This is a genomic window from Telluria sp. ZT3P26 (assembly GCF_059686035.1).
On record NZ_JCASII010000003.1, the window covers coordinates 234,574 to 257,393 of the forward strand.

17 protein-coding genes and 1 tRNA gene are annotated in these 22,820 nt (G+C 61.7%); 11 read left to right on the top strand and 7 right to left on the bottom strand.

Going from position 1 to position 22,820, the window contains the following annotated elements; translation table 11 throughout:
* Positions 1–3: 3 nt before the first annotated feature.
* The 3 genes from AC56LN_RS11790 to AC56LN_RS11800 form a co-directional block, all read right to left on the bottom strand.
* The gene (locus AC56LN_RS11790) at positions 4–2,220 is read right to left on the bottom strand and encodes a beta-glucosidase family protein (protein ID WP_499571886.1); all 2,217 of its coding nucleotides are present in this window, start codon (positions 2,218–2,220) and stop codon (positions 4–6) included.
* Between the two features lie 49 nt (positions 2,221–2,269).
* The gene (locus tag AC56LN_RS11795; RefSeq protein WP_499571888.1) at positions 2,270–3,949 is read right to left on the bottom strand and encodes a sodium:solute symporter family transporter; all 1,680 of its coding nucleotides are present in this window, start codon (positions 3,947–3,949) and stop codon (positions 2,270–2,272) included.
* 89 nt (positions 3,950–4,038) lie between these two features.
* Complete coding sequence (locus AC56LN_RS11800; protein WP_499571889.1) at positions 4,039–7,035, bottom strand: TonB-dependent receptor; 2,997 nt, start codon at positions 7,033–7,035, stop codon at positions 4,039–4,041.
* A gap of 506 nt (positions 7,036–7,541) precedes the next feature.
* Here AC56LN_RS11800 and AC56LN_RS11805 point away from each other — a divergent pair.
* The 7 genes from AC56LN_RS11805 (at position 7,542) to selB (ending at position 17,276) form a co-directional block, all read left to right on the top strand.
* Complete coding sequence (locus AC56LN_RS11805) at positions 7,542–7,895, top strand: hypothetical protein (protein ID WP_499571891.1); 354 nt, start codon at positions 7,542–7,544, stop codon at positions 7,893–7,895.
* Positions 7,896–8,036: 141 nt separating this feature from the next.
* Positions 8,037–11,111, top strand: coding sequence for a formate dehydrogenase-N subunit alpha (gene fdnG / locus AC56LN_RS11810; RefSeq protein ID WP_499571893.1), 3,075 nt, complete (start codon positions 8,037–8,039; stop codon positions 11,109–11,111).
* Positions 11,112–11,114: 3 nt separating this feature from the next.
* Positions 11,115–12,044 carry a formate dehydrogenase subunit beta gene (gene fdxH / locus AC56LN_RS11815; protein WP_499571895.1) on the top strand — a complete coding sequence of 310 codons (930 nt, stop codon included), beginning with the start codon at positions 11,115–11,117 and terminating at the stop codon, positions 12,042–12,044.
* 10 nt (positions 12,045–12,054) lie between these two features.
* Positions 12,055–12,684, top strand: coding sequence for a formate dehydrogenase subunit gamma (locus AC56LN_RS11820; RefSeq protein ID WP_499571897.1), 630 nt, complete (start codon positions 12,055–12,057; stop codon positions 12,682–12,684).
* A 181-nt stretch (positions 12,685–12,865) separates the two neighbouring features.
* Positions 12,866–13,897 (top strand): formate dehydrogenase accessory protein FdhE, encoded by a 1,032-nt coding sequence (gene fdhE, locus AC56LN_RS11825; RefSeq protein WP_482898747.1) that lies wholly within the window; start codon positions 12,866–12,868, stop codon positions 13,895–13,897.
* A 2-nt stretch (positions 13,898–13,899) separates the two neighbouring features.
* Entirely contained in the window at positions 13,900–15,357 is a 1,458-nt protein-coding gene (gene selA / locus AC56LN_RS11830) for an L-seryl-tRNA(Sec) selenium transferase (protein ID WP_499571899.1), read from the top strand.
* Entirely contained in the window at positions 15,354–17,276 is a 1,923-nt protein-coding gene (gene selB, locus AC56LN_RS11835; RefSeq protein WP_499571900.1) for a selenocysteine-specific translation elongation factor, read from the top strand. The genes selA and selB overlap by 4 nt, the downstream gene beginning before the upstream one ends.
* A 62-nt stretch (positions 17,277–17,338) precedes the next feature.
* Here selB and AC56LN_RS11840 read toward each other — a convergent pair whose 3' ends face one another.
* On the bottom strand, positions 17,339–18,910 hold the full coding sequence (locus AC56LN_RS11840) for a nucleotidyltransferase family protein (protein WP_499571901.1): 1,572 nt from the start codon (positions 18,908–18,910) through the stop codon (positions 17,339–17,341).
* A gap of 454 nt (positions 18,911–19,364) precedes the next feature.
* Between AC56LN_RS11840 and AC56LN_RS11845 the strand changes: the two genes are divergently transcribed.
* The 3 genes from AC56LN_RS11845 (at position 19,365) to AC56LN_RS11855 (ending at position 20,313) form a co-directional block, all read left to right on the top strand.
* A tRNA-Sec gene (locus tag AC56LN_RS11845) sits at positions 19,365–19,460 on the top strand.
* A gap of 23 nt (positions 19,461–19,483) precedes the next feature.
* Complete coding sequence (locus AC56LN_RS11850; protein WP_499571903.1) at positions 19,484–19,930, top strand: glycine cleavage system protein H; 447 nt, start codon at positions 19,484–19,486, stop codon at positions 19,928–19,930.
* Positions 19,927–20,313, top strand: coding sequence for a DsrE family protein (locus AC56LN_RS11855; RefSeq protein WP_499571904.1), 387 nt, complete (start codon positions 19,927–19,929; stop codon positions 20,311–20,313). Before AC56LN_RS11850 ends, AC56LN_RS11855 begins: the two co-directional genes overlap by 4 nt.
* A 10-nt stretch (positions 20,314–20,323) precedes the next feature.
* On the opposite strand, the gene map is transcribed toward AC56LN_RS11855, so the two are convergent.
* The 3 genes from map to bdcA all read right to left on the bottom strand — a co-directional run bounded on the left by map (position 20,324) and on the right by bdcA (position 22,145).
* Positions 20,324–21,097 carry a type I methionyl aminopeptidase gene (map, locus tag AC56LN_RS11860; RefSeq protein ID WP_499571906.1) on the bottom strand — a complete coding sequence of 258 codons (774 nt, stop codon included), beginning with the start codon at positions 21,095–21,097 and terminating at the stop codon, positions 20,324–20,326.
* Entirely contained in the window at positions 21,094–21,312 is a 219-nt protein-coding gene (locus AC56LN_RS11865) for a ParD-like family protein (RefSeq protein WP_183552352.1), read from the bottom strand. The genes map and AC56LN_RS11865 overlap by 4 nt, the downstream gene beginning before the upstream one ends.
* Before the next feature lie 119 nt (positions 21,313–21,431).
* Positions 21,432–22,145: an SDR family oxidoreductase gene (gene bdcA / locus AC56LN_RS11870; protein WP_499571908.1), complete on the bottom strand. Its 714-nt coding sequence runs from the start codon at positions 22,143–22,145 to the stop codon at positions 21,432–21,434.
* A gap of 79 nt (positions 22,146–22,224) precedes the next feature.
* Between bdcA and AC56LN_RS11875 the strand changes: the two genes are divergently transcribed.
* Positions 22,225–22,815 (top strand): TetR/AcrR family transcriptional regulator, encoded by a 591-nt coding sequence (locus tag AC56LN_RS11875; protein ID WP_499571910.1) that lies wholly within the window; start codon positions 22,225–22,227, stop codon positions 22,813–22,815.
* Positions 22,816–22,820: the final 5 nt, after the last annotated feature.

Consider the following 22,820-nt stretch of genomic DNA (forward strand, 5'->3'; position numbering starts at 1 on the left):
CAATCAGCGCGCGCCAGCGGCGAATTCGCGCGCCGGCAGGCGCACTGTCACCGCCGCTACCGGCGCATCGGCCGCCGTCGACAGGATCACGCGGTATTCGCCGGCCGCGATCTTCCAGCGGTTGCTGGCGCTGTCGAACACCGCCAGCGTGCGCGGATCGATCGTCAGGTCGCTGGTGCGGTTTGCGCCGGCGTCCAGTGCCAGTTTGTCCCAGCCACCGAGACGTTTCGGCGCTTCCCAGCCGGCGCCCACTTTCGACACGTACACCTGTGGCACCGCCTTGCCGGCGCGCGCGCCGCTGTTGGCCACGTTGAAACGCACGCGGATGCTGCCGTCCGTCGCCTCGGCCTTCAGGTTGGTGTAGGTGAAGCTCGTGTACGACAGGCCGTGGCCAAATGCGAACAGGGGCTTGTGGCCTTTCAGGTCGAACCACTTGTAGCCGACGGCAGCGCCTTCGATGTCGTAATCGACGTCAAAGCGCGTGTCCTTCGGCAGGTCGATGCCGTCGATCCTGGGGCGCGGGAGCTGGTTCTCGGCCAGCGGAAAGGTTTGCGGCAGGCGGCCCGACGCATCGACTTCGCCCGTCAGCACGCGCGCGATGGCTTCGGCGCCGTTCGTGCCCGGGTACCAGGCTTCGACCACGCCGGCCACGTCGCTCACCCACGGCATCGTGACTGGCGTGCCCGTTTGCAGCACGACGACGGTGCGTGCATTGGCCTTGGCCACCGCCGCGATCAGCGCGTCCTGGTTGTTCGGCAGCGAAAGCGTCGGCACGTCTGCCGCTTCGGACGTCCACTGCGTCGCGAACACCAGCACCACGTCGGCAGCGGCAGCGACTTTCGCGGCTGCAGCGGCATCCTTGCCATCGTGCCAGGTGATCCTGGCTTTGGTGCGCGCCGCCAGCGCCTTCATCGGCGAGCCTGGCAGGTAGACCATCGGACCTGGCCAGGCAGCCGGGCCTTCGTTCGGCACGGCCATCCCGCCGCGCGGGTAGACCTGCGCCGAGCCGCCGCCGGACAGCACGCCCTTGTTGGCGTGCCCGCCGATGATGGCGATGCGCTGCACGTTCTTTGCCAGCGGCAGCACGTTGCCCGTGTTCTTGAGCAGGACGATGGCTTCTTCGGCATCAAGCTGCGAAATCTTGGCGTGCGCCGTGTAATCGATCTCTTTGGCCTGGACCTTGACCGGATGATCCAGCGCGCCGTGCGCGCCCAGTGCCCACAGGATGCGGGCCACCATGTCGTCCAGGCGCGCCTGCGGGACGTGGCCGTTTTCGACGGCTTCCTTCAGCGCGCCATCGAAGTAGGGCGACTTGTCGAACGGGTAGCCTGATTGCTGGTCCAGGCCCGCCAGCGCCGCCGGGATCGTCGAGTGAGCGGCGCCCCAGTCGGACATCACGTAACCCTTGTAGCCCCAGTCGCCCTTGAGCACCTTGTTGAGCAGGTGGTCGTTCTCGCAGCCATACGCACCGTTGATGCGGTTGTACGAGCACATGACCGAACCCGGGTCACCGCGTTCGATCGCGATCTGGAATGCCAGCAGGTCGGACATGCGGCCCGCGGCATCGTTGATCTTGACATTGAGGTGGTTGCGGCCAGTCTCCTGGTCGTTGTACGCGTAGTGCTTGAGCGTGGAGACGACGTGGTTGGACTGCACGCCGCGAATCTGTTCGCCGGCCATGATCCCGGCCAGCAGCGGGTCTTCGCCCGTGTACTCGAAGTTGCGGCCATTGCGCGGCTCGCGCGCCAGGTTGACGCTCCCGCCCAGCATCACGTTGAAGCCCGACAGGCGTGCTTCCTTGCCGATCATTGCTGCACCTTCGAACGCCAGTTGCGGATTCCAGGTGGCGGCGGTTGCGATGCCGGACGGTAACGACGTGCGCTCGCGCGCGTCCTTGCCCGGCTGCGAAGCCACGCCGATGCCGGCGTCGGTCAGCCACTGCGGCGTGATGCCCAGGCGCTCGATACCCTTGATGAAGCCGGCCGACTGGGGCAGGGCACCTGCGGGCGCTTTCTGGCCCTTGAATTCGGTGCCGAAATAGCCGAATACCATGCCGATCTTTTCATCGAGCGTCATCTGGCTGACCAGTTTGGCGGCGCGCTGTTGCGCCGCATCCGGTGCAGCCGTTGGCGCGTTGGCCGGCGCCGCATGCGCCGCACCGAAGGCAAGGGCGGCAGCGAGGGCGATGGCCGAACGGCCGAAGGGCAAAGCTGGATGCATGTGTGTGTCTCCTTGAATTTTTTATAATGATGTTGGCAGCGCAGCGACCTTACCACCACGCGCTATAGATCGCGATCAGCGCGATGCAGATGGCGGTCGCGCCGAACGCAAACCCCGGCTGCACCCTGAACATCGACGCTTCGACGACGACGCCCTTGCTCTGCTCCAGGCCAGCTTTCGGCCACAGCTTGCTGATGATGACCATGCCGATGATGACGGCGATGAACACGATCGCCATCCGGTCGACGAACGGGATCTCGTAGACGCCGGCGCTGTTCGGCACGGCGAAACCGATCGGCGCCAGGAACGCCAGATCCACCAGGCCAGGCAGGAACTTGAGGATGATCGAGCCGATGAAGCCGCCGACGGTGGCAAACATCGCCGCGCTGGCCGTGGCCGGGCGCCAGAAAAAGCCCATCAGGAACATGGCCAGGATGCCGGGCGAGACGAAGCCCGTGTATTCCTGGATGTACTGGAAGCCGCCTTTCTTGTCGATGCCCATGAACGGCGCGATCAGCACCGCCAGCAGCATCGCCACGACCACGGTGACGCGGCCGATCCAGACCATGCGCTGTTCGGAGATGCCCTGGTTGAAGGCTTTCTTGTGGATGTCGAAGGTGTAGATGGTGGCGATGCTGTTGGCCTTGCCGGCCAGCGAGGCCACGACCGCGGCCGTCAGCGCGGCAAAGGCGATGCCTTTCAGGCCCGTCGGCAGCAGCGTGAGCAGCACCGGGTAGGCGCGGTCCGGGTTGACGTCCGCGCCCACGCCCATCGATGCGCCCAGCACGCCCTGCTGGTGCAGCACGAACGCGGCAATGCCCGGCAGGACCACGATCACCGGCATCAGCAGCTTCAGGCCCGCAGCGAACAGGATGCCCTTGCGCGCCGTGTGCAGGTCGGCGCCCAGTGCGCGCTGGATGATGTACTGGTTGCAGCCCCAGTAATTCAGGTTCACGATCAGCATGCCGCCAATCAGGATCGACACGCCGGGCAGGTCGAGGTAGTTGGGGTTGTCGCGCGTGAGCACCATGTCGAAGTGGTCCGGCGCCACGCCCAGCAGGTGGTGGAAGCCGGCCATCACGCCGCCACCGCCATTGTTCTGCGCGACCAGGTCGAGCGCCAGCCAGGTGGTCACCAGGCCGCCGAGCACCAGGCACAGGACCTGGATCACGTCGGTGTAGCCGATGACCTTCATGCCGCCCAGCGTGATGATGACGGCGAAGACGGCGAGGAACACCATGCAGGTCCAGACGTCGATGCCGGCGATGGCGCCAATGGCCAGCGCGCCCAGGTACAGGATCGAGGTCAGGTTGACGATGACGTACAGCGACAGCCAGAACAGCGCCATGACGGTGGCGACGGTGCTGCCGTAACGCTGCTCGAGAAACTGGGGCATCGTGTAGATGCGGTTGCGGCGATAGATCGGCATGAAGAACACCGCCACCAGGATCAGCGTGAACGCGCCCATCAGCTCGTAGACGGCAATCGCCATGCCCATCTTGAAACCCGAGCCGCTCATGCCGATGAACTGCTCGGCCGAGATGTTCGACGCGATCATCGAGGCGCCGATCGCCCACCAGGTCAGCGAGCCTTCGGCCAGAAAGTAGTCGTGCGAGGCCGATGCCGAGCGCTGCTTGCGCTTGTAGACCCAGAAGCCGTAACCGGCCACGATGATGAAGTAGACAAAAAAGACGAACGTGTCCAGCGACGAGAAAGTCGAGCTTTGCATGGGTCGGGTTTTCCTGGAAAACAAAAAGCCCGCTGACCTGCCGCGCGGGGCGGCAGGTCAGCGGGCGTCGGGATTACATCGGCATCGACTTAGAACGTCACGCCCAGACGCACGCTGTAGCGGGGACCGCTGACGAACCAGGCACGGCCCTTGTCGCCGATGTGGTGCGTCATGATCTGCTTGTACTTCGCATCGGTCAGGTTGGTACCCTGGAAGTCGAGGCGGAAGTTCTCGTTGAACTTGTAGCTGACGCCGCCATCGAGCTGGCCGTAGTCATCCGCCCAGATCGGCAAGCCCCACGCAATCACGTTCTGGCCGAAGGTCGGGCTGTCCGGATTGGTGTCGACGCCGTTGGTGCCGTTGGTGCCGTTGTTGTTGTTGCCCAGCAGGCTCTTCGAGCGCCAGCTGTAGGCCAGACGCGCCGACCATGGACCCTTGTCGTACAGCAGCGCCAGGTTGTACGAGTTGCGCGACAGGTATTCCAGCGGCAGGTCGCCGAACGTACGGCCGTCGGTATCGCAACCGTTCAGGTTCAGGTTCAGGTTGGCTGCGCCGCTCACGTTCGAGCAGTACTGCGAGAACACCGGGCTGTACAGGTCGCGTTTGCTCTTGACGTGGGTGTAGTTCGCCTGCACGCCAAAGCCCGACATCCAGCCTGGCAGCTTGTCGAAGTACTGCTGGTAGGCCATCTCGATACCACGCGCCGAACCACGGGCGCCATTGACCGGGGTCGCCACATTGAAATCGATTACACGGCCGGCCGAATCGGGCAGCTGGTAGGACGAATTCTGCTTGACGATGATGTCCTTCAGGCGCTTGTCGAACACGGCGAAGGTCAGCGAACCGGCCTGGGCGAAGTACCATTCCGCGGTCAGGTCCATATTGCGCGAGGTGACCGGGCGCAGAAGTGGATTGCCGACCGCTTCGCCGGTGTGCGCGACCGAGGTCACATTCGTGACCTGGGCGGCGCCGGTGCCGCTGGTCGTGCTCTGGACACTCTGGCCCAGCGTCGTGTACGCCTGCAGCTGGCCGAAGTCAGGCCGCGACATGCCCTTGCCCAGTGCGAAGCGGAACTGCAGCTGGTCGCTGGCTTTCATGCGCAGGTTCAGGCTCGGCAGCCAGTTGTGGTAGGCGTTCTCGTAATCCTGGCGACCGGCAAACGGCGCGATGCTCGGCACGGCCAGGCCCGTGGTGCCGCCTGGCGGGATGATGAAGGTCGAGTTGTACACGGTGTAGCCGAACGACTTGTTGTCGGTCTTCACGTAGCGCACGCCGATGTTACCGTCGATCGGCATCTTCAGGTCGTCAAACGCGAAGCGCAACTGCGTGTAGAGCGCCTTGGTTTTCTCGGACTGCTCGTTGTCGCCCGATGGGTTGGCTTCGCCGAAGGCGGCCGCTTTCCATGGATCGCAGGTGTTGCCGGCCTGCGCGCACAGGATGTCGTGGTAGCTGTGCAGCTGGGCGTAGGTGCCCGGGTAGCCGGCCACCAGCGACTGCGCCGGGAACACGACGGCCGGGACGCTGGCGTCACCGTTGAAGAAGTTCTTGAACTGGTTGACCGTCGTCGGTGCATTGAAGCGCGGGTCGCTCAGCGTTGCCAGCTGGTTAATTTGCCAGGGCATCATCCAGCGCTGCGATACTGCCGACCAGTTGTAGTTCGGGTTCGAGTTGATGGTCTTGGCATCGCGGTCGGTGAAGCGTACGCCGACGCGGATGTCGCGCAGGACCGGGTGGTCAAAGTCATACTTGACGTCGCCTTTCCAGGCGGTCTGTTCGGTGACGCTGCGGTCGCGGTGTTCCTGGGTGAAGGCCCAGAAATAATTGTTCGGGTCGCTCAGCCCGGCAGTCTGGGCCGCATCGAACATCAGCTTCGGATAGCTGCCGGTCAGGTCCAGGTTCTGCTGCTGCATGATCGTGCCCAGCGCCACGGTCGAGTCGAGTCCTTCGGATTCGGCTTTGACGTGCTGGATGTCCGACGTCAGCGTCCAGTTGGTCGCAGGCTTCCATTCGACGTTCCAGGCGACGTCGGTGGTCGACGAATCGCGGTTCGAGGTGCGGGTGTTGTTGCCGAATTCGATGCCGTTATTGGTCGGGTTCGACAGGATGCCGCTCATGAACGCGCCGTTGGCATCGTACACGCCGTTGGTCACGCGCAGGTTGGTCGGGTTGCCTTCGGCCGAGAACAGCGCGTTTTCGTCCCACTGCATCTTGTACTTCGACTTGAAGTAAGTCAGGTGGCTGCGCAGCGTGTTGTCCAGCTTCCATTGCAGCGCGGCGTAGGCGCCCTGGCGCTTGCGTTCGAAGTCCAGCGTGCGCCACTGCGCGCCTTTCGGGATCCATACGGTGCGGCCTGGCTCGGCATTGGCGACCGGGTAATACGGCTCGACCTGGAAGGCGTCGGTGCGGGTATTGCTCTCGGAATTGGCGTAGTTGACCAGCACGCCGAATTCGCCCATGTCGGTTTTCCAGCGGTTCGAGTACATGAACGAACCGGCCGGGTCCTTCTTCTTGTTCAGTTCGGTGTAGGTGCCTTCGACGCTGGCCGAGACGCGCTGGCCCTTGATGTCGAACGGCAGGGCGGTGCGCAGGTTCACGAGGCCCGAGATGCCGCCTTCGATCTGTTCGGCGGACGGGTTCTTGTAGACGTCGACGCCGGCCATCAGCTCTGGCGGGACATCCTCGAAACTCAGTGCACGGCCGCCATTGGACGAGAACGAATCGCGGCCATTGAGTTCCGAGCGCACCCAGGTCAGGCCGCGGATCGACACGCCCGAGCCTTCGACCGAGAAGTGTTCCGGGTCGGAACGCGACATCGTGCGGTCGATGGTGACGCCAGGGATGCGTTGCAGGACTTCGGTGATCGACTTGTCAGGCAGCTTGCCGATGTCGTCGGCGACGATCGAATCGACGACCTCGTCCGAATTCTTCTTGAGTTGTTGCGCGCTGTTGAGTGCTGCGCGCTGGCCGGTGATGGTCACGACCTGTGCGCCGGCAGGGGCCGGGGCGGCTTCCTGGGCAAACGCTGCGGACAACCAGCACAGGTGTGCCACGCCCACGGCAATCGCCGATCGATTCAACTGTTTCATTCTGTTGTCTCCGTCTTTGTTGTGAAGAGCCCGTCTACGGGGCTCTTGTCTTGGTACGACCATGCTCGCCAGGGGCGCAGGGGCGGCGTCTGTGCAAGCTGTAAAATAATATAACACCAAATGTTATGCGCAACCATTTTTTGTTGAGGCCTGTTGGTAAATACCTTTTTTGCTACAAAGTGCTTGACGCGGCGGGTGGTATTTGAGATGGGAATGCAGATGGCATAGCGTTCAGATGGGGAGCGAATAGTGGTCCCTTACAACCCTGTCGGGCGCGAACAACGTTGCGATCAGGTTGCCGGAAGCAGGTTTAGTGCCCTGAGCGTCGCGAAAATGGCAATGCATGTCCTTACAACAGCCCTTGACCCGACATATTTGTCATTGAGGCGGGTCAGAATGTATGGAAACTCAGCGGAAATTACCTGTGGTGCGTAAAATACGTATTTGAGCAGGTAACCCTTTTCCGATATATTCTTTGATATATCTCAAAGCCAATGGATATTGCAATGCAACATACAAACCAACCTTTCCAGCGTACGCTGCGCAACGCCGCCATTCTGGCTGCTGCCGTGTTCGCTCTGGCCGCGTGCCAGAAGACCGAATCAACTGCCCCGGTGCAGACGCCAGCCTCGGCTGGTCCGAATGGCGCAGCCATCGATCCGCATGCAGCCCTGAAATCCGAATCGGCCACCGCTCCCGCAGCAGTGGCTGAAACCGGTCCTGCCGAAGGCGGTACCGCGATCGGCGGCATGGTCGCCGGCCAGGATGCAGACTCGAACAAACCCCGCGACAGCGGTGCTTCAGAACCAACGGGTGGCGATGGCGCCACCACGCAGGCAGCGACCCCGCCGGCAAAATAATTGCCGGTGTGTCCAACGGCGCGCACACCGGCGCTGGCAGTACGGGCACCGGTAACGGTCAGGATGGATAGAAGGCCAGGGCGACGACCCTGGCTGACCCCATTCTGATGTGCGCAATCCATTACTAGCAGGAGAATCTAGATGGGCATGAACAGAAGGCAGTTCCTCCGCGCAAGCGGTGCGGGACTCGCCGCCTCCACCATCGTCGCGCTCGGCTTCTCGCCGTTGCCGGCGATGGCAGAGACGCGGCACTATAAATTGGCGAAAGCCAAGGAGACGCGCAACACGTGTCCGTACTGCTCGGTGGGCTGCGGCCTGCTGATGTACAGTCTGGGCGACGGCGCAAAGAACGTCACCTCGGACATCATCCACATTGAAGGCGACCCGGATCACCCGGTCAATCGCGGTACGCTGTGCCCGAAAGGCGCCGGCTTGCTCGACTTCGTCCATTCGCCGAACCGTCTCAAGTTCCCGGAAATCCGTGAACCTGGCACCAACGAATGGAAACGCGTTTCGTGGGATGAGGCAATGACGCGCCTGGCCGGCCTGATGAAGGCTGACCGCGATGCGAACTTCATTCCGACCAACGCCGAAGGCCAGCTGGTCAACCGCTGGACGAGCACGGGTATGCTGTGCGCGTCCGCGTCGAGCAACGAAACGGGCTACATCACGCACAAAGCGATGCGTTCGATGGGCATGCTCGTATTCGATAACCAGGCTCGCGTTTGACACGGACCTACGGTGGCCGGTCTGGCCCCGACGTTCGGACGAGGAGCGATGACCAACCATTGGGTTGACATCAAGAATGCCGATGTTGTACTGATCATGGGCGGCAATGCCGCTGAAGCACACCCATGCGGTTTTAAATGGGTTATTGAAGCAAAGCATCACAATAAAGCCAAGCTGGTCGTGGTCGACCCGCGCTTTACGCGTTCGGCCGCCATGAGCGACTATTACGCACCGATCCGCGCTGGCTCGGACATCGCCTTCCTGGGCGGCGTCCTGAATTATCTGCTGACCAACAACAAGATCCAGACCGAATACGTCCGGAGCTACACCAACGCCCCGTTCATCGTGAACGAAGGCTTTGACTTCCAGGATGGCCTGTTCTCGGGCTACGACGAAGCCAAGCGTCGCTACAGCAATGAGAGCTGGGGCTACGAAATGGGTGAAGACGGTTACGCCAAGGTCGATCCGACCATGGAACACCCGCGTTGCGTGCTGCAAGTGATGAAGCGCCATTATTCGCGCTACACCCCTGAGCAGGTCAGCAAGATCACCGGTACCCCGGTCAAGCAGTTCCTGAAGGTCTGCGAATACATCGCGTCGACTGCCCAGCCGGGCCGTGCGATGACGATCCTGTACGCACTGGGCTGGACCCAGCACAGCCAGGGTAGCCAGATCATCCGTACCGGCGCGATCATGCAGCTGCTGCTGGGTAACGTCGGTATCGCCGGCGGTGGCCTGAATGCACTGCGCGGTCACTCGAACATCCAGGGTCTGACCGACCTGGGTCTGCTGTCGAACTCGCTGCCAGGCTATCTGTCTCTGGCAACGGATAAAGAGCAGGACCTCGAGACCTACTACAAGCCGCGCGCACTCAAGCCGCTGCGTCCGAACCAGATGAGCTACTGGCAGAACTATCCCAAGTTCTTTGTCAGCCTGCAAAAAGCCTGGTGGGGCGATGCCGCGACCAAAGAAAACAACTGGGCCTTCGACTACTTGCCGAAAATCGACAAGCTGTACGACGTGCTGCAGGCGTTCGAGCTGATGGGTCAAGGTAAATTGAACGGTTACATCTGCCAGGGTTTCAACCCGGTCGGATCGTTCCCGAACAAGAAGAAGATCATCGCCGGTCTGTCGAAGCTGAAGTTCCTGGTCACGATGGATCCGCTGAACACCGAAACGTCCGAGTTCTGGAAGAACTTCGGCGAGTCGAACGACGTCGATCCAAGCAAGATCCAGACGACCGTGTTCCGCCTGCCGACCACATGCTTCGCCGAGGAAGACGGTTCGCTGTCGAACTCGAGCCGCTGGCTGCAGTGGCACTGGAAGGGCGCCGAAGCGCCGTACGAGTGCAAGCCGGACATCGAGATCATCGCTGACCTGTTCTCGCGCATGAAGAACCTCTATCTGAAAGATGGCGGTGCATTCTCGGATCCGATCACCAAGCTGTCATGGCCGTACAAGATTCCGCACAGCCCGTCTCCCGAAGAGCTGGCAAAGGAATTCAACGGCAAGGCGCTGGCCGATATCTATGACGCAAAAGATCCGACCAAGCTGATCCTGAAGGCAGGCGAGCAGGTGCCGGGCTTTGGCGTGCTGCGCGACGATGGCAGCACGGCCAGCGGTTGCTGGATCTATGCCGGCGCCTGGACGCAGGCTGGTAACCAGATGGCACGTCGCGACAACGCTGACCCGTACAACATCGGCCAGACGCTGGGTTGGGCCTGGGCCTGGCCGGCGAACCGCCGTGTGCTGTACAACGGCGCCTCGGCCGATCCGAAGACGGGCAAGCCGTGGAACCCTGCGCTGAACCTGATCTCGTGGAACGGTACGGCGTGGAGTGGTTCGGATATTCCGGACATCCGTCCTGACGCCGATCCGGCTGAAGAAAACCGTACGCAACCGTTCATCATGACGTCCGAAGGCGTGGCGCGTCTGTTCGCTCCGACTGGCATGGCCGAAGGTCCGTTGCCGGAGCACTACGAGCCGTTTGAGTCGCCGTTCCCGGTCAATCCGATGCACCCGAAAAACCCGCTTGCCCGCGCCAATCCGGCGGCCCGCGTGTTCAAGGGCGACATGGAAGCGTTCGGTACGGCCAAGGACTTCCCGTACGTTGCGACCAGCTACCGCTTGACCGAGCACTTCCACTACTGGACCAAGAACGTTGTCTCCAACGCGATTATCCAGCCACAGCAGTTCGTGGAAATCGGTGAAGAGCTGGCCAAGGCCAAGGGCATCACGAATGGCGATATGGTGAAGGTGTCGTCGATGCGCGGCTTCATCAAGGCCAAGTGCCTGGTGACCAAGCGCATTCCGCAACTGAACTGCGATGGCATGAAGGTCGATACAGTGGGTCTGCCGAACCACTGGGGCTTTGTCGGTGTGACCAAGCCGGGCTTCCTGGTCAATACGCTGACCCCGTTCGTGGGCGATGCGAATACCCAGACCCCGGAATACAAGTCGTTCCTGGTCAATATCGAAAGGGTCTAAACAATGTCTTCATTACAATCTCTCGATATTGCGGCGCGTTCGGCAACCACCACGCAGTCGCCGGTGGCCCGTACGCACAAGCCGGAGGTCGCCAAGCTGATCGACGTGTCCAGTTGCATCGGCTGCAAGGCATGCCAGGTGGCATGTATGCAGTGGAACGATCTGCGCGATGAAATCGGCGAAAACCACGGTACCTACGACAACCCGATCGACCTGACGCCACAATCGTGGACCGTCATGAAGTTCTCGGAAGTCGTGACCAAGTCCGAGGAAGAGGGCGATCGCCTGGAGTGGCTGATCCGCAAGGACGGCTGCATGCACTGCGACGAGCCAGGCTGCCTCAAGGCCTGCCCGGCGCCGGGCGCGATCGTCAAGTACACGAACGGTATCGTTGACTTCATCAGCGAGAACTGCATCGGTTGCGGCTATTGCGTCGCCGGTTGCCCGTTCGATGTGCCACGCATCAGCAAGGTGGACTCGAAGGCCTACAAATGCTCACTGTGCGCCGACCGCGTTGCAGTGAACATGGAACCGGCCTGCGTGAAGATCTGTCCGACTGGCGCCATCCGTTTCGGCACCAAGGAAGACATGATCGAGTACGCGGGTGACCGCGTGGTCGACCTGAAGGAACGTGGCTACCAGAACGCTGGTTTGTACAACCCGGCTGGTGTGGGCGGCACGCACGTGATGTACGTGCTGCAGCACGCGGACAAGCCGAACCTGTATGCCGGCCTGCCCGAGAACCCGACCATCAGCCCGACCGTGGCGCTGTGGAAGGGTATCGCCAAGCCGCTGGGTGTGGCTGCAATGGTCGGTGCTGCTGTTGCCGGCTTCTTCCACTACATGAAGGTCGGTCCGATCGAGACGCACCACGACGAACCCGATGTTCAGCCGACGCCTGGTCCCGACCAGCGCGACGACGAACGGGTATAAGGAGAAGACCATGTTTATCACTCGCTATCGCGACATGACGCGCATGAACCACTGGGCCGTGGCCTTGTTGTTCATCTGCGCCGGATTGACTGGCCTGGCCTTGTTCCATCCGTCGATGTACTTCTTCTCCACGCTGTTTGGTGGCGGACAGTGGACCCGTATCCTGCATCCGTTCTTCGGTTTGCTGATGGTGCTGGGTTTCGTGTTCCTGTTCTTTGCCGTGGTGCGTGACAACTTCTGGACCAAGACCGATACGGAATGGGTCAAGAAGGCGCCGGAACTCCTCAAGGGTAACGAGCACGCGATGCCGCCTGTACACAAGTACAACGCGGGCCAGAAAGCCGTGTTCTGGATCTTTGCCGTGAGCCTGGTGCTGCTCCTGATCACCGGTTTCATGTTCTGGCAACCATGGTTTGCGGACTTCTTCCCGATTCCGCTGCGTCGTTTCGCAATGCTGGTGCATGCGGCTGCGGCCCTGGCACTGGTGCTGAGCGTGATCATGCACGTGTACGCCGCCATCTGGGTCAAGGGCTCGTTCCGCGCCATGACCCGTGGCACCGTGCACGAGGACTGGGCCAAGTCGCACCATCCGCTGTGGTACAAGGAAGTGGCAGAGGACGCCAAGCGCAACAAGCGTTAACGTAGTATCGTTGCTCTTCTGAGTCAGCTTCAAAACCGTCGTTCCCGCGCAGGTGGGAACCTCGGTGTGCATGCGGTTCGATTCGCTGGCACACTGGGGTTCCCGCCTCCGCGGGAACGACGTTCTTTAGCAGCTTGAACCGTATTGCCGTTGCAAGAATTCAATAGGAAGCATCCTTTCCATGAGCATTACCAAAGCCTCAAAGCTGCTCAGCCCCGAAGAAATCGCTGTCCGGGCTGGCGAGCAAATGCCGTATATCCAACTCCCGGTGCGCCGCGAGTTGTTCTCTGCCCGTGCCACCCGTCTGCGCCAGCTGGCGCCGGGGCACGCGATGCACGACTTTTTACTGTTTGCCGCCGAGCTGGCCGCGGTGCAGCACGAAGTCCTGCAGGATTACCCCACCGTCACGCTGCCGACGCTGGACGACCTGGCCGCTGCCGCACGTGCCGCCCAGGCACCGGTCCCGGCGCCGCTGTGGCCGCGCGATCCGGTCTGGCGCAGCGCGATGCGCCGCATGCTGGAACTCCTGGTCCCGCGCCTGGCGGGCAGCCCGGCGCAAGCGGCCGTGCAGGCCCTGCTGGCTCTAGGCGACGACCATCTCGAAGGCCAGGCCGAACTGCTGCTGCAAGGCGCGGCGGGCCTGGACATGAGCGCCGCACCGCTGGTGGCGGCCGGTCTGCAGGTGTACTGGACGAATATGGTCCTGGCGATCCAGGAAGCGTATGGCGCGGCGCGCCAGCAGCCGTATGGCCGCACGCTCGACATGACGACCTGCCCATGCTGCGGCAGCCTGCCGACGTCGTCGATCACGCGCGTCGACCAGACCGGCAGCAACTTCCGCTATCTGCATTGCTCGCTGTGCTCGGCGCAGTGGCATATGGTGCGGGTCAAGTGCAGCCACTGCGAAAGCACCAAGGGCATCCACTACCACTCACTCGAGGCGCTGGCGACCGATGGCGCGGTGCAGGACGCGTCGCAGGCATCGGTGCAAGCCGAAACGTGCGACGAGTGCCACCACTACATCAAGATCGTGCGCATGGAGCGTGAGCTCAATGTCGATCCGGTGGCCGACGACCTGGCGTCGCTGACGCTGGACATCCTGGTGTCCGAAGCGGGCTACGAGGCGCATGGCGTCAACCTGCTGCTGCTGTCGGGTGGCGAGGAAGCACCGGTCGAATCGATCAGTGCACCACCATCGAACCGGAGTAATTGATCATGTCGCTCAGCGAGTCCGTGGTCCACGGCTCGAAGGCGACAGTCAAGGAGTTGCCTTCGATCGATAAACTGCTGCGTCTGCCATCGGTGCAGGTGCAGCTGTCCGCCCACGGCCACACGCTGGTCGCCGGGCAGGCGCGCGCGCTGGTCGACGACCTGCGCGCGCAGGCGCTGGCCGGCGTGCTGGCGCAAAGCGCCCTGGCGCCCGAGGCACTGGGCCAGGCGCTGGCCGAGCGCGTCGCTGCGCGGATGGCGCCGCGCATGCGCCGCGTGATCAACCTGACCGGCACGGTCATTCACACGAACCTGGGCCGTTCGGTGCTGCCGGACGTGGCGATCCGCCACCTGACGGCCATGATGGCTGGCCCGAACAATCTCGAATACAACCTCGACACTGGCTCACGGGGCGATCGCGACAGCATCGTCGAAGGCCTGCTGTGCGAAATCACCGGCGCCGAAGCGGCGACGGTCGTCAACAACAATGCTGCGGCGGTATTGCTGTCGCTGGCTGCACTGAGCGGCGGGCGTGAAGCGATCATCTCGCGCGGCGAACTGGTCGAAATCGGCGGCGCCTTCCGCATGCCGGACGTGATGGACAGTGCCGGCGCGACCATGGTCGAAGTGGGCACCACCAACCGCACCCATCTGGCGGACTACGAGCGCGCGATCACCGAGCGCACGGCGATGCTGATCAAGGTCCACACCAGCAATTACATGGTGCAGGGCTTTACCAGTGCGGTGCCTGAGGCCGAACTGGCGCCATTGGCCCGTGCCCGCGGCGTGGCGCTGGTGTCGGACCTGGGCAGCGGTTCGCTGATCGACATGGGCAAATACGGCTTGCCGCAGGAGCCGACGCCGCAGCAGATGCTGGCGGATGGCTGCGACGTGGTCATGTTCTCCGGCGACAAACTGCTGGGTGGCCCGCAGGCCGGCCTGATCGTCGGCACGCGCGAACACATCGGGCGCATCCGCAAATTCCCGATGAAGCGCGCGCTGCGCCTGTCCAAGCTGCCGCTGGCGGCGCTGGAAGCAACCCTGCAGCTGTACCTGCAGCCGGAACTGCTGGTGCATGAATTGCCGACGCTGCGCTGGCTGACCCGCACAGAGGAGCAGGTGGCGGTGGCCGCAAACGCGATCCTGGAACCGCTGCGCGCTGCGCTGGCGCCGCGCTATACGGTGACGCTCGAACCGATGCTGAGCCAGATCGGCTCGGGTTCGCTCCCGATCGATCGCCTGCCGTCGTGCGGGCTGGCGATCGCTCCGGTCCTGTCCGGCAAGCGTGGCATGGGCACGGCGCTCGACGCGCTGTCGGACGCGCTGCGCGGCCTGCCGGCACCGGTCATCGGCCGCATTGCCGAAGACCGTGTGCTGCTCGACTGCCGCTGCGTCGACGATCCGAACGAGGTCATCAATCAATTGGCCGGGCTCCGCCTGGCCATCATCGGAGACGCTGCATGATCGTCGGTACTGCAGGCCATATCGACCACGGCAAGACGGCGCTGGTGCGCGCACTGACAGGTATCGACGCTGACCGGCTGCCGGAAGAAAAACGGCGCGGCATCACCATCGAGCTGGGCTACGCCTGGATGCCACTGGAAGACGGCCGCCGCATCGGCTTTGTCGACGTGCCGGGCCACGAAAAGCTCGTGCGCACGATGGTGGCCGGTGCCAGCGGCATCGACTTCGGCTTGCTGCTCATTGCAGCGGACGACGGCCCGATGCCGCAGACGATCGAACACGCGACGATCCTGTCGCTGCTGGGCGTACGGCGTGGCGCGGCCGTGATCACCAAGATCGACCGCGTGGAGCCGGCGCGCGTTGCCGAGACCGAAGCACGCGTACGCGCGCTGCTGGCCAGCAGCGGGCTGGATGATTACCCGGTGCTGCACGTCTCGAGCGTGCGCGGCGATGGTATCGACGCCTTGCGCGCCGATCTCGTCGACGCACTGGCGCACGCGCCGGGCGACGGCGTGGAAGGAGCGGGTTTCCGCATGGGCCTGGACCGCGCATTCACGCTCGATGGCGTCGGCACCGTGGTGGCCGGTAGCGTCTCGGCAGGCGGCGTGACGATTGGCGACGCGTTGTCGCTGGCAGCCTCGCCGGACGACACCTACCGCGTTCGCAGCCTGCAGGTGCACAGCCGCGTGGCGCAGGTGGCCCAGGCGGGCCAGCGCTGCGCCGTTGGCCTGGCGGGCATGGAACGCACGGACGAACTGCGCGGCCAGGTGCTGTGCGATCCGGCCATCGCCTTGAGCACGCAGCGGATCGATGTCTGGCTGCAGGTCGCCGCCACCGAAGACAAGGCGCTGCGTTCCGGCACGCTCGTGCACCTGCACGCAGCGACGCAGGATTGCCTGGCGACGGTGGCCGTGCTGGGCCAGCCATCGATCGCGCCGGGTGCCGGCGCACCGGCCCAGCTGGTGCTGCACAAGCCGGCCAATGTCTGGCATGGCGACCGTTTCATCCTGCGCGATGCGTCGGCGGTGCGCACGGTGGCCGGTGGCCAAGTGCTCGATCCGCTGGGCCCGATCCGTTACCGGCAGACGCCCGAGCGCCTGGCGTATCTGGACACGCAGCGCGCCGATCAGCCGCTAACCCGCTTGCTGGGCGCGCTGGCGCAGGCGCAGTACGGCGTGAATGGCGCGACCTGGCTGCGCAGCAGCGGCCTGGCGCGCTGGCCGTTCGACCTGACGACGGTGCCGGACATCGTCGTCGGTGCCGGCGGCGAGTGGCTGATCGCCCGCGCGCGTCTGGACGAGGCGCAGGCCGGCCTGCTGGCCGCCTTGCGCGACTTCCACGACACGTATCCGGACGAAATCGGCCCCGACGTCCAGCGCGCCCGCCGCCTGGCCGCGCCGCGCATGCCCGAGGCGCTGTGGCTGCAGCTCACAAGCCACATGATCGCGGCCGGCGTGCTCGCCCGCCGCAATGGCTTCCTGCATTTGCCCGAACATGGCGTCGCCTTGCGCGCGGCCGAACAGATCGTGGCCGAGCACGCGCTGCCGATGCTGCGCGAAGGGCGCTTCGATCCGCCGTGGGTGCGCGATATCGCGCTGCAAGCCCGGTTGCCTGAAGCGCAGGTGCGCCAGGTGCTGGGCCGCATGGCGCGCGGCGGCGACGTGTACCAGGTGGTCAAGGACCTGTTCTATCATCCGGCTGTGATGCACGAGCTGGCGGCGCTGGCCCGAAAACTGGCGGCGGAGGAGGCGGGTGGCCAGGTCACGGCCGCGCGGTTCCGCGACCTGACGGGCCTGGGACGCAAGCGCGCGATCCAGATCCTGGAGTTCTTTGATCGCATCGGACTGCTGCGGCGGGTGGGTGACGCGCACCTGCTTCGACCGGGAACTGCATTGTTTAACGATATGCGTCCGCTCTAGCACCTTGTGGATGCCCCTATTGCTACTTTTTACTTGCTATTTCGTAAAGAACTTAAATCCTCTTATGATTTTATCGACAGCTCCGGCCAGATAGAGTTCCATTTTTTAGAATTCTTTCTCGCCTCATAAGATGTTCGATGAGCATCATGGTAAGGCGTTGGGGAAACCACCATCTGAAGTAAATCTCGGAATCCATAAGGGGCGATCGCAAAAATTTCATTTTTTTCATTAAGTTGAATGGCGATTGCGGTAGCGGTTTCAGGCCATTGTGAAATCGCTGCCTGCAGCGATTGAGTCGCCGGCTCATCATTTAGTAAATGCATTCTTGCCTGGTTTTTGACTGAAATTTTTATTTTGGCCGGAATTTTTCGAGTCAAGATACGTTCTAGTTCTCTATCGTAGGCTGGATCTAGCTTATCAGCATCAAAATAAACTATGTCAAAGTCATCCAGAGGGGTTATGCGTCCAGTGAGTTGATCCCAGATATGATTGCGAATGGAGCCCCCTCCTAGCCAGAGTCGTCCATCTATTTCTCTAAGATGAGTAAGAACCGTAATGATCAGCGAGGATTCTTTTATAAGGTTATTGACAAATTTAAAGTCATCGTCGAAATTTGCATCGACATTTACGTTCGCACGTGCACCAACACCAACACCCGTACCAACACCAACACCCGTACCAACACCCGCACCCGCACCCGCACCCATATCCGTACACGCACTCGCACCTACACACGTACATTTGCACTTGCACTTGCACTTGCACTTGCACTTGCACTCACCCGCACCCGTGCATGCACTTGCACCTACACGCGTACATTTGCAATCGCAGGTGTACATGCACGCACACGCACACGCACACGCACACGCACACGCACCCACAGCCGCACTCGAATTTCTCGTAATCTTAGTGTCTAAGCTCTGCGCAACCTTTTTTTTACTTAACAAAGAAGACTTTGCTCGAATGTAATCTTTCACGTTGTTTGGCGGTAAAGCTTCTACAATTGACTGATAACGATCTCTAATGCGCTTGAGAGTGTAGACGTCGTTTTGATCAATCCCGATAAATTTAAGTTCGTCAATCCAATTTATGTACGCTGTCAGCTTCACTACACCTTGGAAATGAGAAAGATGGTCTTCTTTCCATCTGTAAATGAGATTCAACGTCGAAACTATGAACAGCGCTAAGGCTGCTACACTAAAAAGTAGAATGAAGCCGTTCTTTGAATGACCGTTGATTTCGACATCTTGATCATCTGACTTAATTTCGCGGTTTGCAATCGTTGGCTCAATCGCATTTAATGAAGAGTTTTGAGTAGTGCCGCTTGATGCAAAATTATCTCTAGTTGGTTGGCCAGGCATCTGAATTAGATCAATTTGCTCTCGGCCGTTGTTGTACGTGGTGTTCTGTGAGGATATTTTTTTAGAATCGGAAGTGACTAGTGAATCAAAGATGCGATCCGCGCCCATGAATCCTGCGAACGTAAATGTTGCGCCTAAGATAATCGTCATAAGCGTGTGCCGCAAATCTGACCGCCTCTTTTTTTCGGCAATGCTCGAATGAATTTCTCGAACCACAGTTGCTTTGTTACGGTAGTTATCTAGATACTCTGTAATTGTTTGAGATGTTATCATGGTGTTGCCCTAAATTCTTTTTTGAAATAATCGCTACAATAGCGATACTTACGTGACGACGCAAGCTACAAATACGAGTTGGTAGTTAATTCCCTGTCGGTGTGTTTGCCCTAGCTCCGCACTGGCATGTGGATATGCGCAGCAGGACTGGTGTTGAAATATGTTGCTCGGATATTTCGGAACGTATATGGCCGGTAGTCCGGTAGTCCGGTAGTTCACGGCTATAGGCCCAAAAGAGATAATTTTGTAGATTAAGTTATGCCCTTGAGCATGATGATACCCAATTTCTATTGCACTTTGCTTAGTATAGGTGTACCAAGGGAGTCATTGTGTCTAGGTGACTCGGCTCTTTTTAATGATCCAACTGGATAACTTACTTCAATGACCCCTCGTACTTGGATCATTCGCTCGAGATGGCTGGAACTTCTGATTCAAGGTAAAATACTGTACCAACGGAAGGAAATCGTCCCTGGTGGGGCGGCTGGGCTTCAAACCCAGTTGGTGGCGCCATGCGTCGCCGGGTGGGTTCGACTCCCGCATCCTTCCGCCATCCTATCTGTTTGACACATTCCTATGATCATCCTCGGCTTCGACTATCCGGACGACTGCTATTTCGACCTCGACAATGATATGTGGTGCCGTCCGCTGGGTGACGGCCGCATGCAGGTGGGCGTGAGTGCGTTCGGTGTCCAGATCAGCGGCAACCATTTCTACATGTGCCGCCCAAAACCCGTAGGGAACGAGGTCGAGCAGGGCAAGACGGTGGGTGTCGTGGAGCTGAGCAAGACGGTCGTGACGATCAAGACGCCGGTGGCCGGCACGATTGTCGAGATCAATACAGCGCTGGAAGAAACGCCCGAACTGATTCACCAGGACCCGTACGGTGCCGGCTGGATTTCCGTGATCCAGGCCAGCGACTGGGAGCGCGACCGCGCGCAGCTGGCGCATGGCGCCGATCTCTTTGAACAGGCCGAGCGGCGCATGCGGCTCGAGCCGGTCGATGACTGGATCAAGCCGTGAATTCAGCGCCGGCGGGTCTGGCGATCATGGTCTGGTCGTGCGACCTGACCCGGCCCGAGGCATTGACGACGCCGTTCATGACGGCGCAGGCGGCAGCGGCGCTCGACATGCCCGTCAAGATGTTGTTTACGAATCAGTCGGTCGCGTGGCTGCTGCGTGAGCACAGCGCGCGCCTGACCGGCTTTGGTGCAGACCGCTGGACGGTCGCGCGGCACCTGGATGCGACGGTTGATCTGGGTGTCGAAATCCGCGCCTGCAGTCAGGCATTGAGCGCCCTGGGTGCAGACCTCGCTGCGCTGATGCCGCAATGCGCCGGCGTTGAAGGCATGGTCACGTTCGTCGAGCAGGGCAGCGCGCCCGGCTGGCGCATGCTGGTGTTTTAAGCCTGCGCGTTCAGGCCAGAATCATTGCGGCTTCTTCAGGCCGCAGCGTCAACACCGCCACCCCGGTCTTTGTCACCGCCACTGTGTGTTCGAACTGCGCCGACAGTGAACCGTCGCGCGTCACCACGGTCCAGCCATCGTCTTCGGTGCGCACGCTGCGCCCGCCACGATTGAGCATCGGTTCGATCGTAAACACCATGCCTTCGACCAGTATCAGCCCCGTGCCCCTGGCGCCGAAGTGCAGCACCTGCGGTTCTTCGTGCATCTCGCGCCCGATGCCATGGCCGCAGTATTCGCGCACGACCGAACACCCATTGCGCTTCGCATGGCGCTCGATCGCCGCGCCGATGTCGCCCAGGTGCGCGCCTGGCCGCACGGCGCGGATGCCTTTCCACAGTGCCTCGTAGGTCGTCTGCACGAGGCGCTTTGCCGCCAGATCGACATCGCCGACCAGATACGTCTTGCTGGAGTCGGCAATGAAGCCGTCTTTTTCGAGCGTGATGTCGAAGTTGACGATGTCGCCGTCCCTGAGTACATCGCGCGTGTTGGGCACGCCGTGGCAGACCACGTGGTTGATCGAGGCGTTCAACACGAACCCGTAATCGTACTGGCCCTTGCTGGCCGGGCGCGCGTGCAGCTCGTCGACGATGAAGCGCTCGACCAGCGTATCGACGTCGAGCGTGGTCATGCCCGCGAGCGGCAGGCCATCGAGCATGCCGAATACCGACGCCAGCAGGCGTCCCGATTCGGCCATCAGCGCCAGTTCATGCGGTTGCTTGGTCATGCGACGCGCAACCCCGTGACGAGCGGCGGCACCGCCACGCCGGCGGCAGCCAGTTCGCGCGCCATGATCTCGTTGAAGCTGAGCGATGGATTGGTCTCGGCCAGCATGCCGACCTTGAGCCAGAATGCGGCCTGCGCGTTGATGGAGCGGCACGACACCTTGGTGGCCAGCCGGACCTGGTCGTGCAGGTCGCCGTCGATATTGACAATGCCCATGGACATACTCCGTTATATGAATCGTATACGAAGTATATATTCAATCGGCGGCGGAACCAAGAGAAACCGGTGGCATCCCGGAAGGCCTGATTCCAGACGCTGCCTGCCGGTGTCAGAAATCAGGCGCCGAATGCGCCGTCGATGGTGTGCATGGACCCGGTGACGAATCCAGCCTCCGGTCCGGCCAGCCAGGCGACCATGCCCGCAACCTCGTCGGCCCGCCCGAAGCGCTTGATGGCCATGAAGCTGTGCATGAGGTCTTTCATCGGGCCATCGGCCGGGTTTGCATCGGTATCGATCGGCCCAGGCTGGACAACGTTGATCGTGATACCGCGCGGGCCGAAGTCCCGCGCGAGCCCGCGTGCCATTCCCTGGAGGGCGGACTTGCTCAGTGCGTAGGAAGCCATGCCCGCCACCGGCATCCGGTCGCCATTGACCGACCCGATCACGATGATGCGGCCGCCTTCCGGCATCTGCCGCGCCGCTTCCACCGCAGCGTGATAGGGCGCATGCACATTGATCCGGAACAGCCGGTCAATGGCGTCCGGGTCCTGGTCGAGCGCATCGCCGAAGAGTGCGATGCCGGCGTTCACGACCAGGATGTCCAGCGGCCCGCTCGCGCGTACCTGCGCGATGACGGCATCGCGGTCGGCACTGTCCGTCATGACCGCCTTGCTGCCCGTGGCAGCCGCCAGCTCGTGCGCTGCTGGCGCGGACTGACCGTAGGTGAACGTGACCAGCGCACCTTCGGCAGCGAAGCGGCGGACGATCGCCGCACCGATGCCCCGGCTGCCACCCAGAACCAATACCGACTTTCCCTGAAACGACGACATGAGACACTCCCTGTTGATTAATGTAAGATGAGTTACATAATATAGCCGCCTAAAATTGTTCGTCAAGGATTATGTAAGAATGACTACAGATATAGTTAAGCCGCGGGGACGTCCCCGTAACTTCGACATCGACCAGGCGGTCGCCAGTGCCCAGCAGCTGTTTCATGCGCGCGGCTACGATGCGGTCGGCATCAGCGACATCACGCAGGCGCTGGGCATCAATCCGCCCAGTTTCTACGCCGCATTCGGTAGTAAAGCCGAGCTGTATGAACGCATCCTCGTGCGCTATGGCAGCACCGGTACGATTCCACTGGAGACGCTGCTGGTAGCGGATCGCCCCGTCGCAGCCTGCCTCAAAGCGGTGCTGGAGGAAGCGGCGCGCCGGTATGGCGCCGATCCGGAGGCTGCCGGCTGCCTGGTGCTCGAAGGGATTCACACCAAGGACGCGCAAGCCTTCTGCGCGGCCCGGCGCGTGCACAGCGCAGCGGAGGGCGTCATACGCAGCTATATCGCGCAGCGCTATCCGGACCAGGCCGAATATCTGGCGGACTTCGTCAGCGCGACAATGACGGGGCTGTCCGCGCAGTCCCGCAACGGCCACAGCGTGGAGCGCCTGCTGGCAACCGCCCGCCTTGCCGGCTTGGCGCTGGAGCAAGCGCTGCCTGAATAGTACAG

Bases quoted from the DNA above. Each gene is read 5' to 3' on its own strand.
- AC56LN_RS11790 (WP_499571886.1), bottom strand. From the start codon at position 2,220: ATGCATCCAGCTTTGCCCTTCGGCCGTTCGGCCATCGCCCTCGCTGCC.
- AC56LN_RS11795 (WP_499571888.1), bottom strand. From the start codon at position 3,949: ATGCAAAGCTCGACTTTCTCGTCGCTGGACACGTTCGTCTTTTTTGTC.
- AC56LN_RS11800 (WP_499571889.1), bottom strand. From the start codon at position 7,035: ATGAAACAGTTGAATCGATCGGCGATTGCCGTGGGCGTGGCACACCTG.
- AC56LN_RS11805 (WP_499571891.1), top strand. From the start codon at position 7,542: ATGCAACATACAAACCAACCTTTCCAGCGTACGCTGCGCAACGCCGCC.
- fdxH (WP_499571895.1), top strand. From the start codon at position 11,115: ATGTCTTCATTACAATCTCTCGATATTGCGGCGCGTTCGGCAACCACC.
- AC56LN_RS11820 (WP_499571897.1), top strand. From the start codon at position 12,055: ATGTTTATCACTCGCTATCGCGACATGACGCGCATGAACCACTGGGCC.
- fdhE (WP_482898747.1), top strand. From the start codon at position 12,866: ATGAGCATTACCAAAGCCTCAAAGCTGCTCAGCCCCGAAGAAATCGCT.
- selA (WP_499571899.1), top strand. From the start codon at position 13,900: ATGTCGCTCAGCGAGTCCGTGGTCCACGGCTCGAAGGCGACAGTCAAG.
- selB (WP_499571900.1), top strand. From the start codon at position 15,354: ATGATCGTCGGTACTGCAGGCCATATCGACCACGGCAAGACGGCGCTG.
- AC56LN_RS11840 (WP_499571901.1), bottom strand. From the start codon at position 18,910: ATGATAACATCTCAAACAATTACAGAGTATCTAGATAACTACCGTAAC.
- AC56LN_RS11850 (WP_499571903.1), top strand. From the start codon at position 19,484: ATGATCATCCTCGGCTTCGACTATCCGGACGACTGCTATTTCGACCTC.
- map (WP_499571906.1), bottom strand. From the start codon at position 21,097: ATGACCAAGCAACCGCATGAACTGGCGCTGATGGCCGAATCGGGACGC.
- AC56LN_RS11865 (WP_183552352.1), bottom strand. From the start codon at position 21,312: ATGGGCATTGTCAATATCGACGGCGACCTGCACGACCAGGTCCGGCTG.
- bdcA (WP_499571908.1), bottom strand. From the start codon at position 22,145: ATGTCGTCGTTTCAGGGAAAGTCGGTATTGGTTCTGGGTGGCAGCCGG.
- AC56LN_RS11875 (WP_499571910.1), top strand. From the start codon at position 22,225: ATGACTACAGATATAGTTAAGCCGCGGGGACGTCCCCGTAACTTCGAC.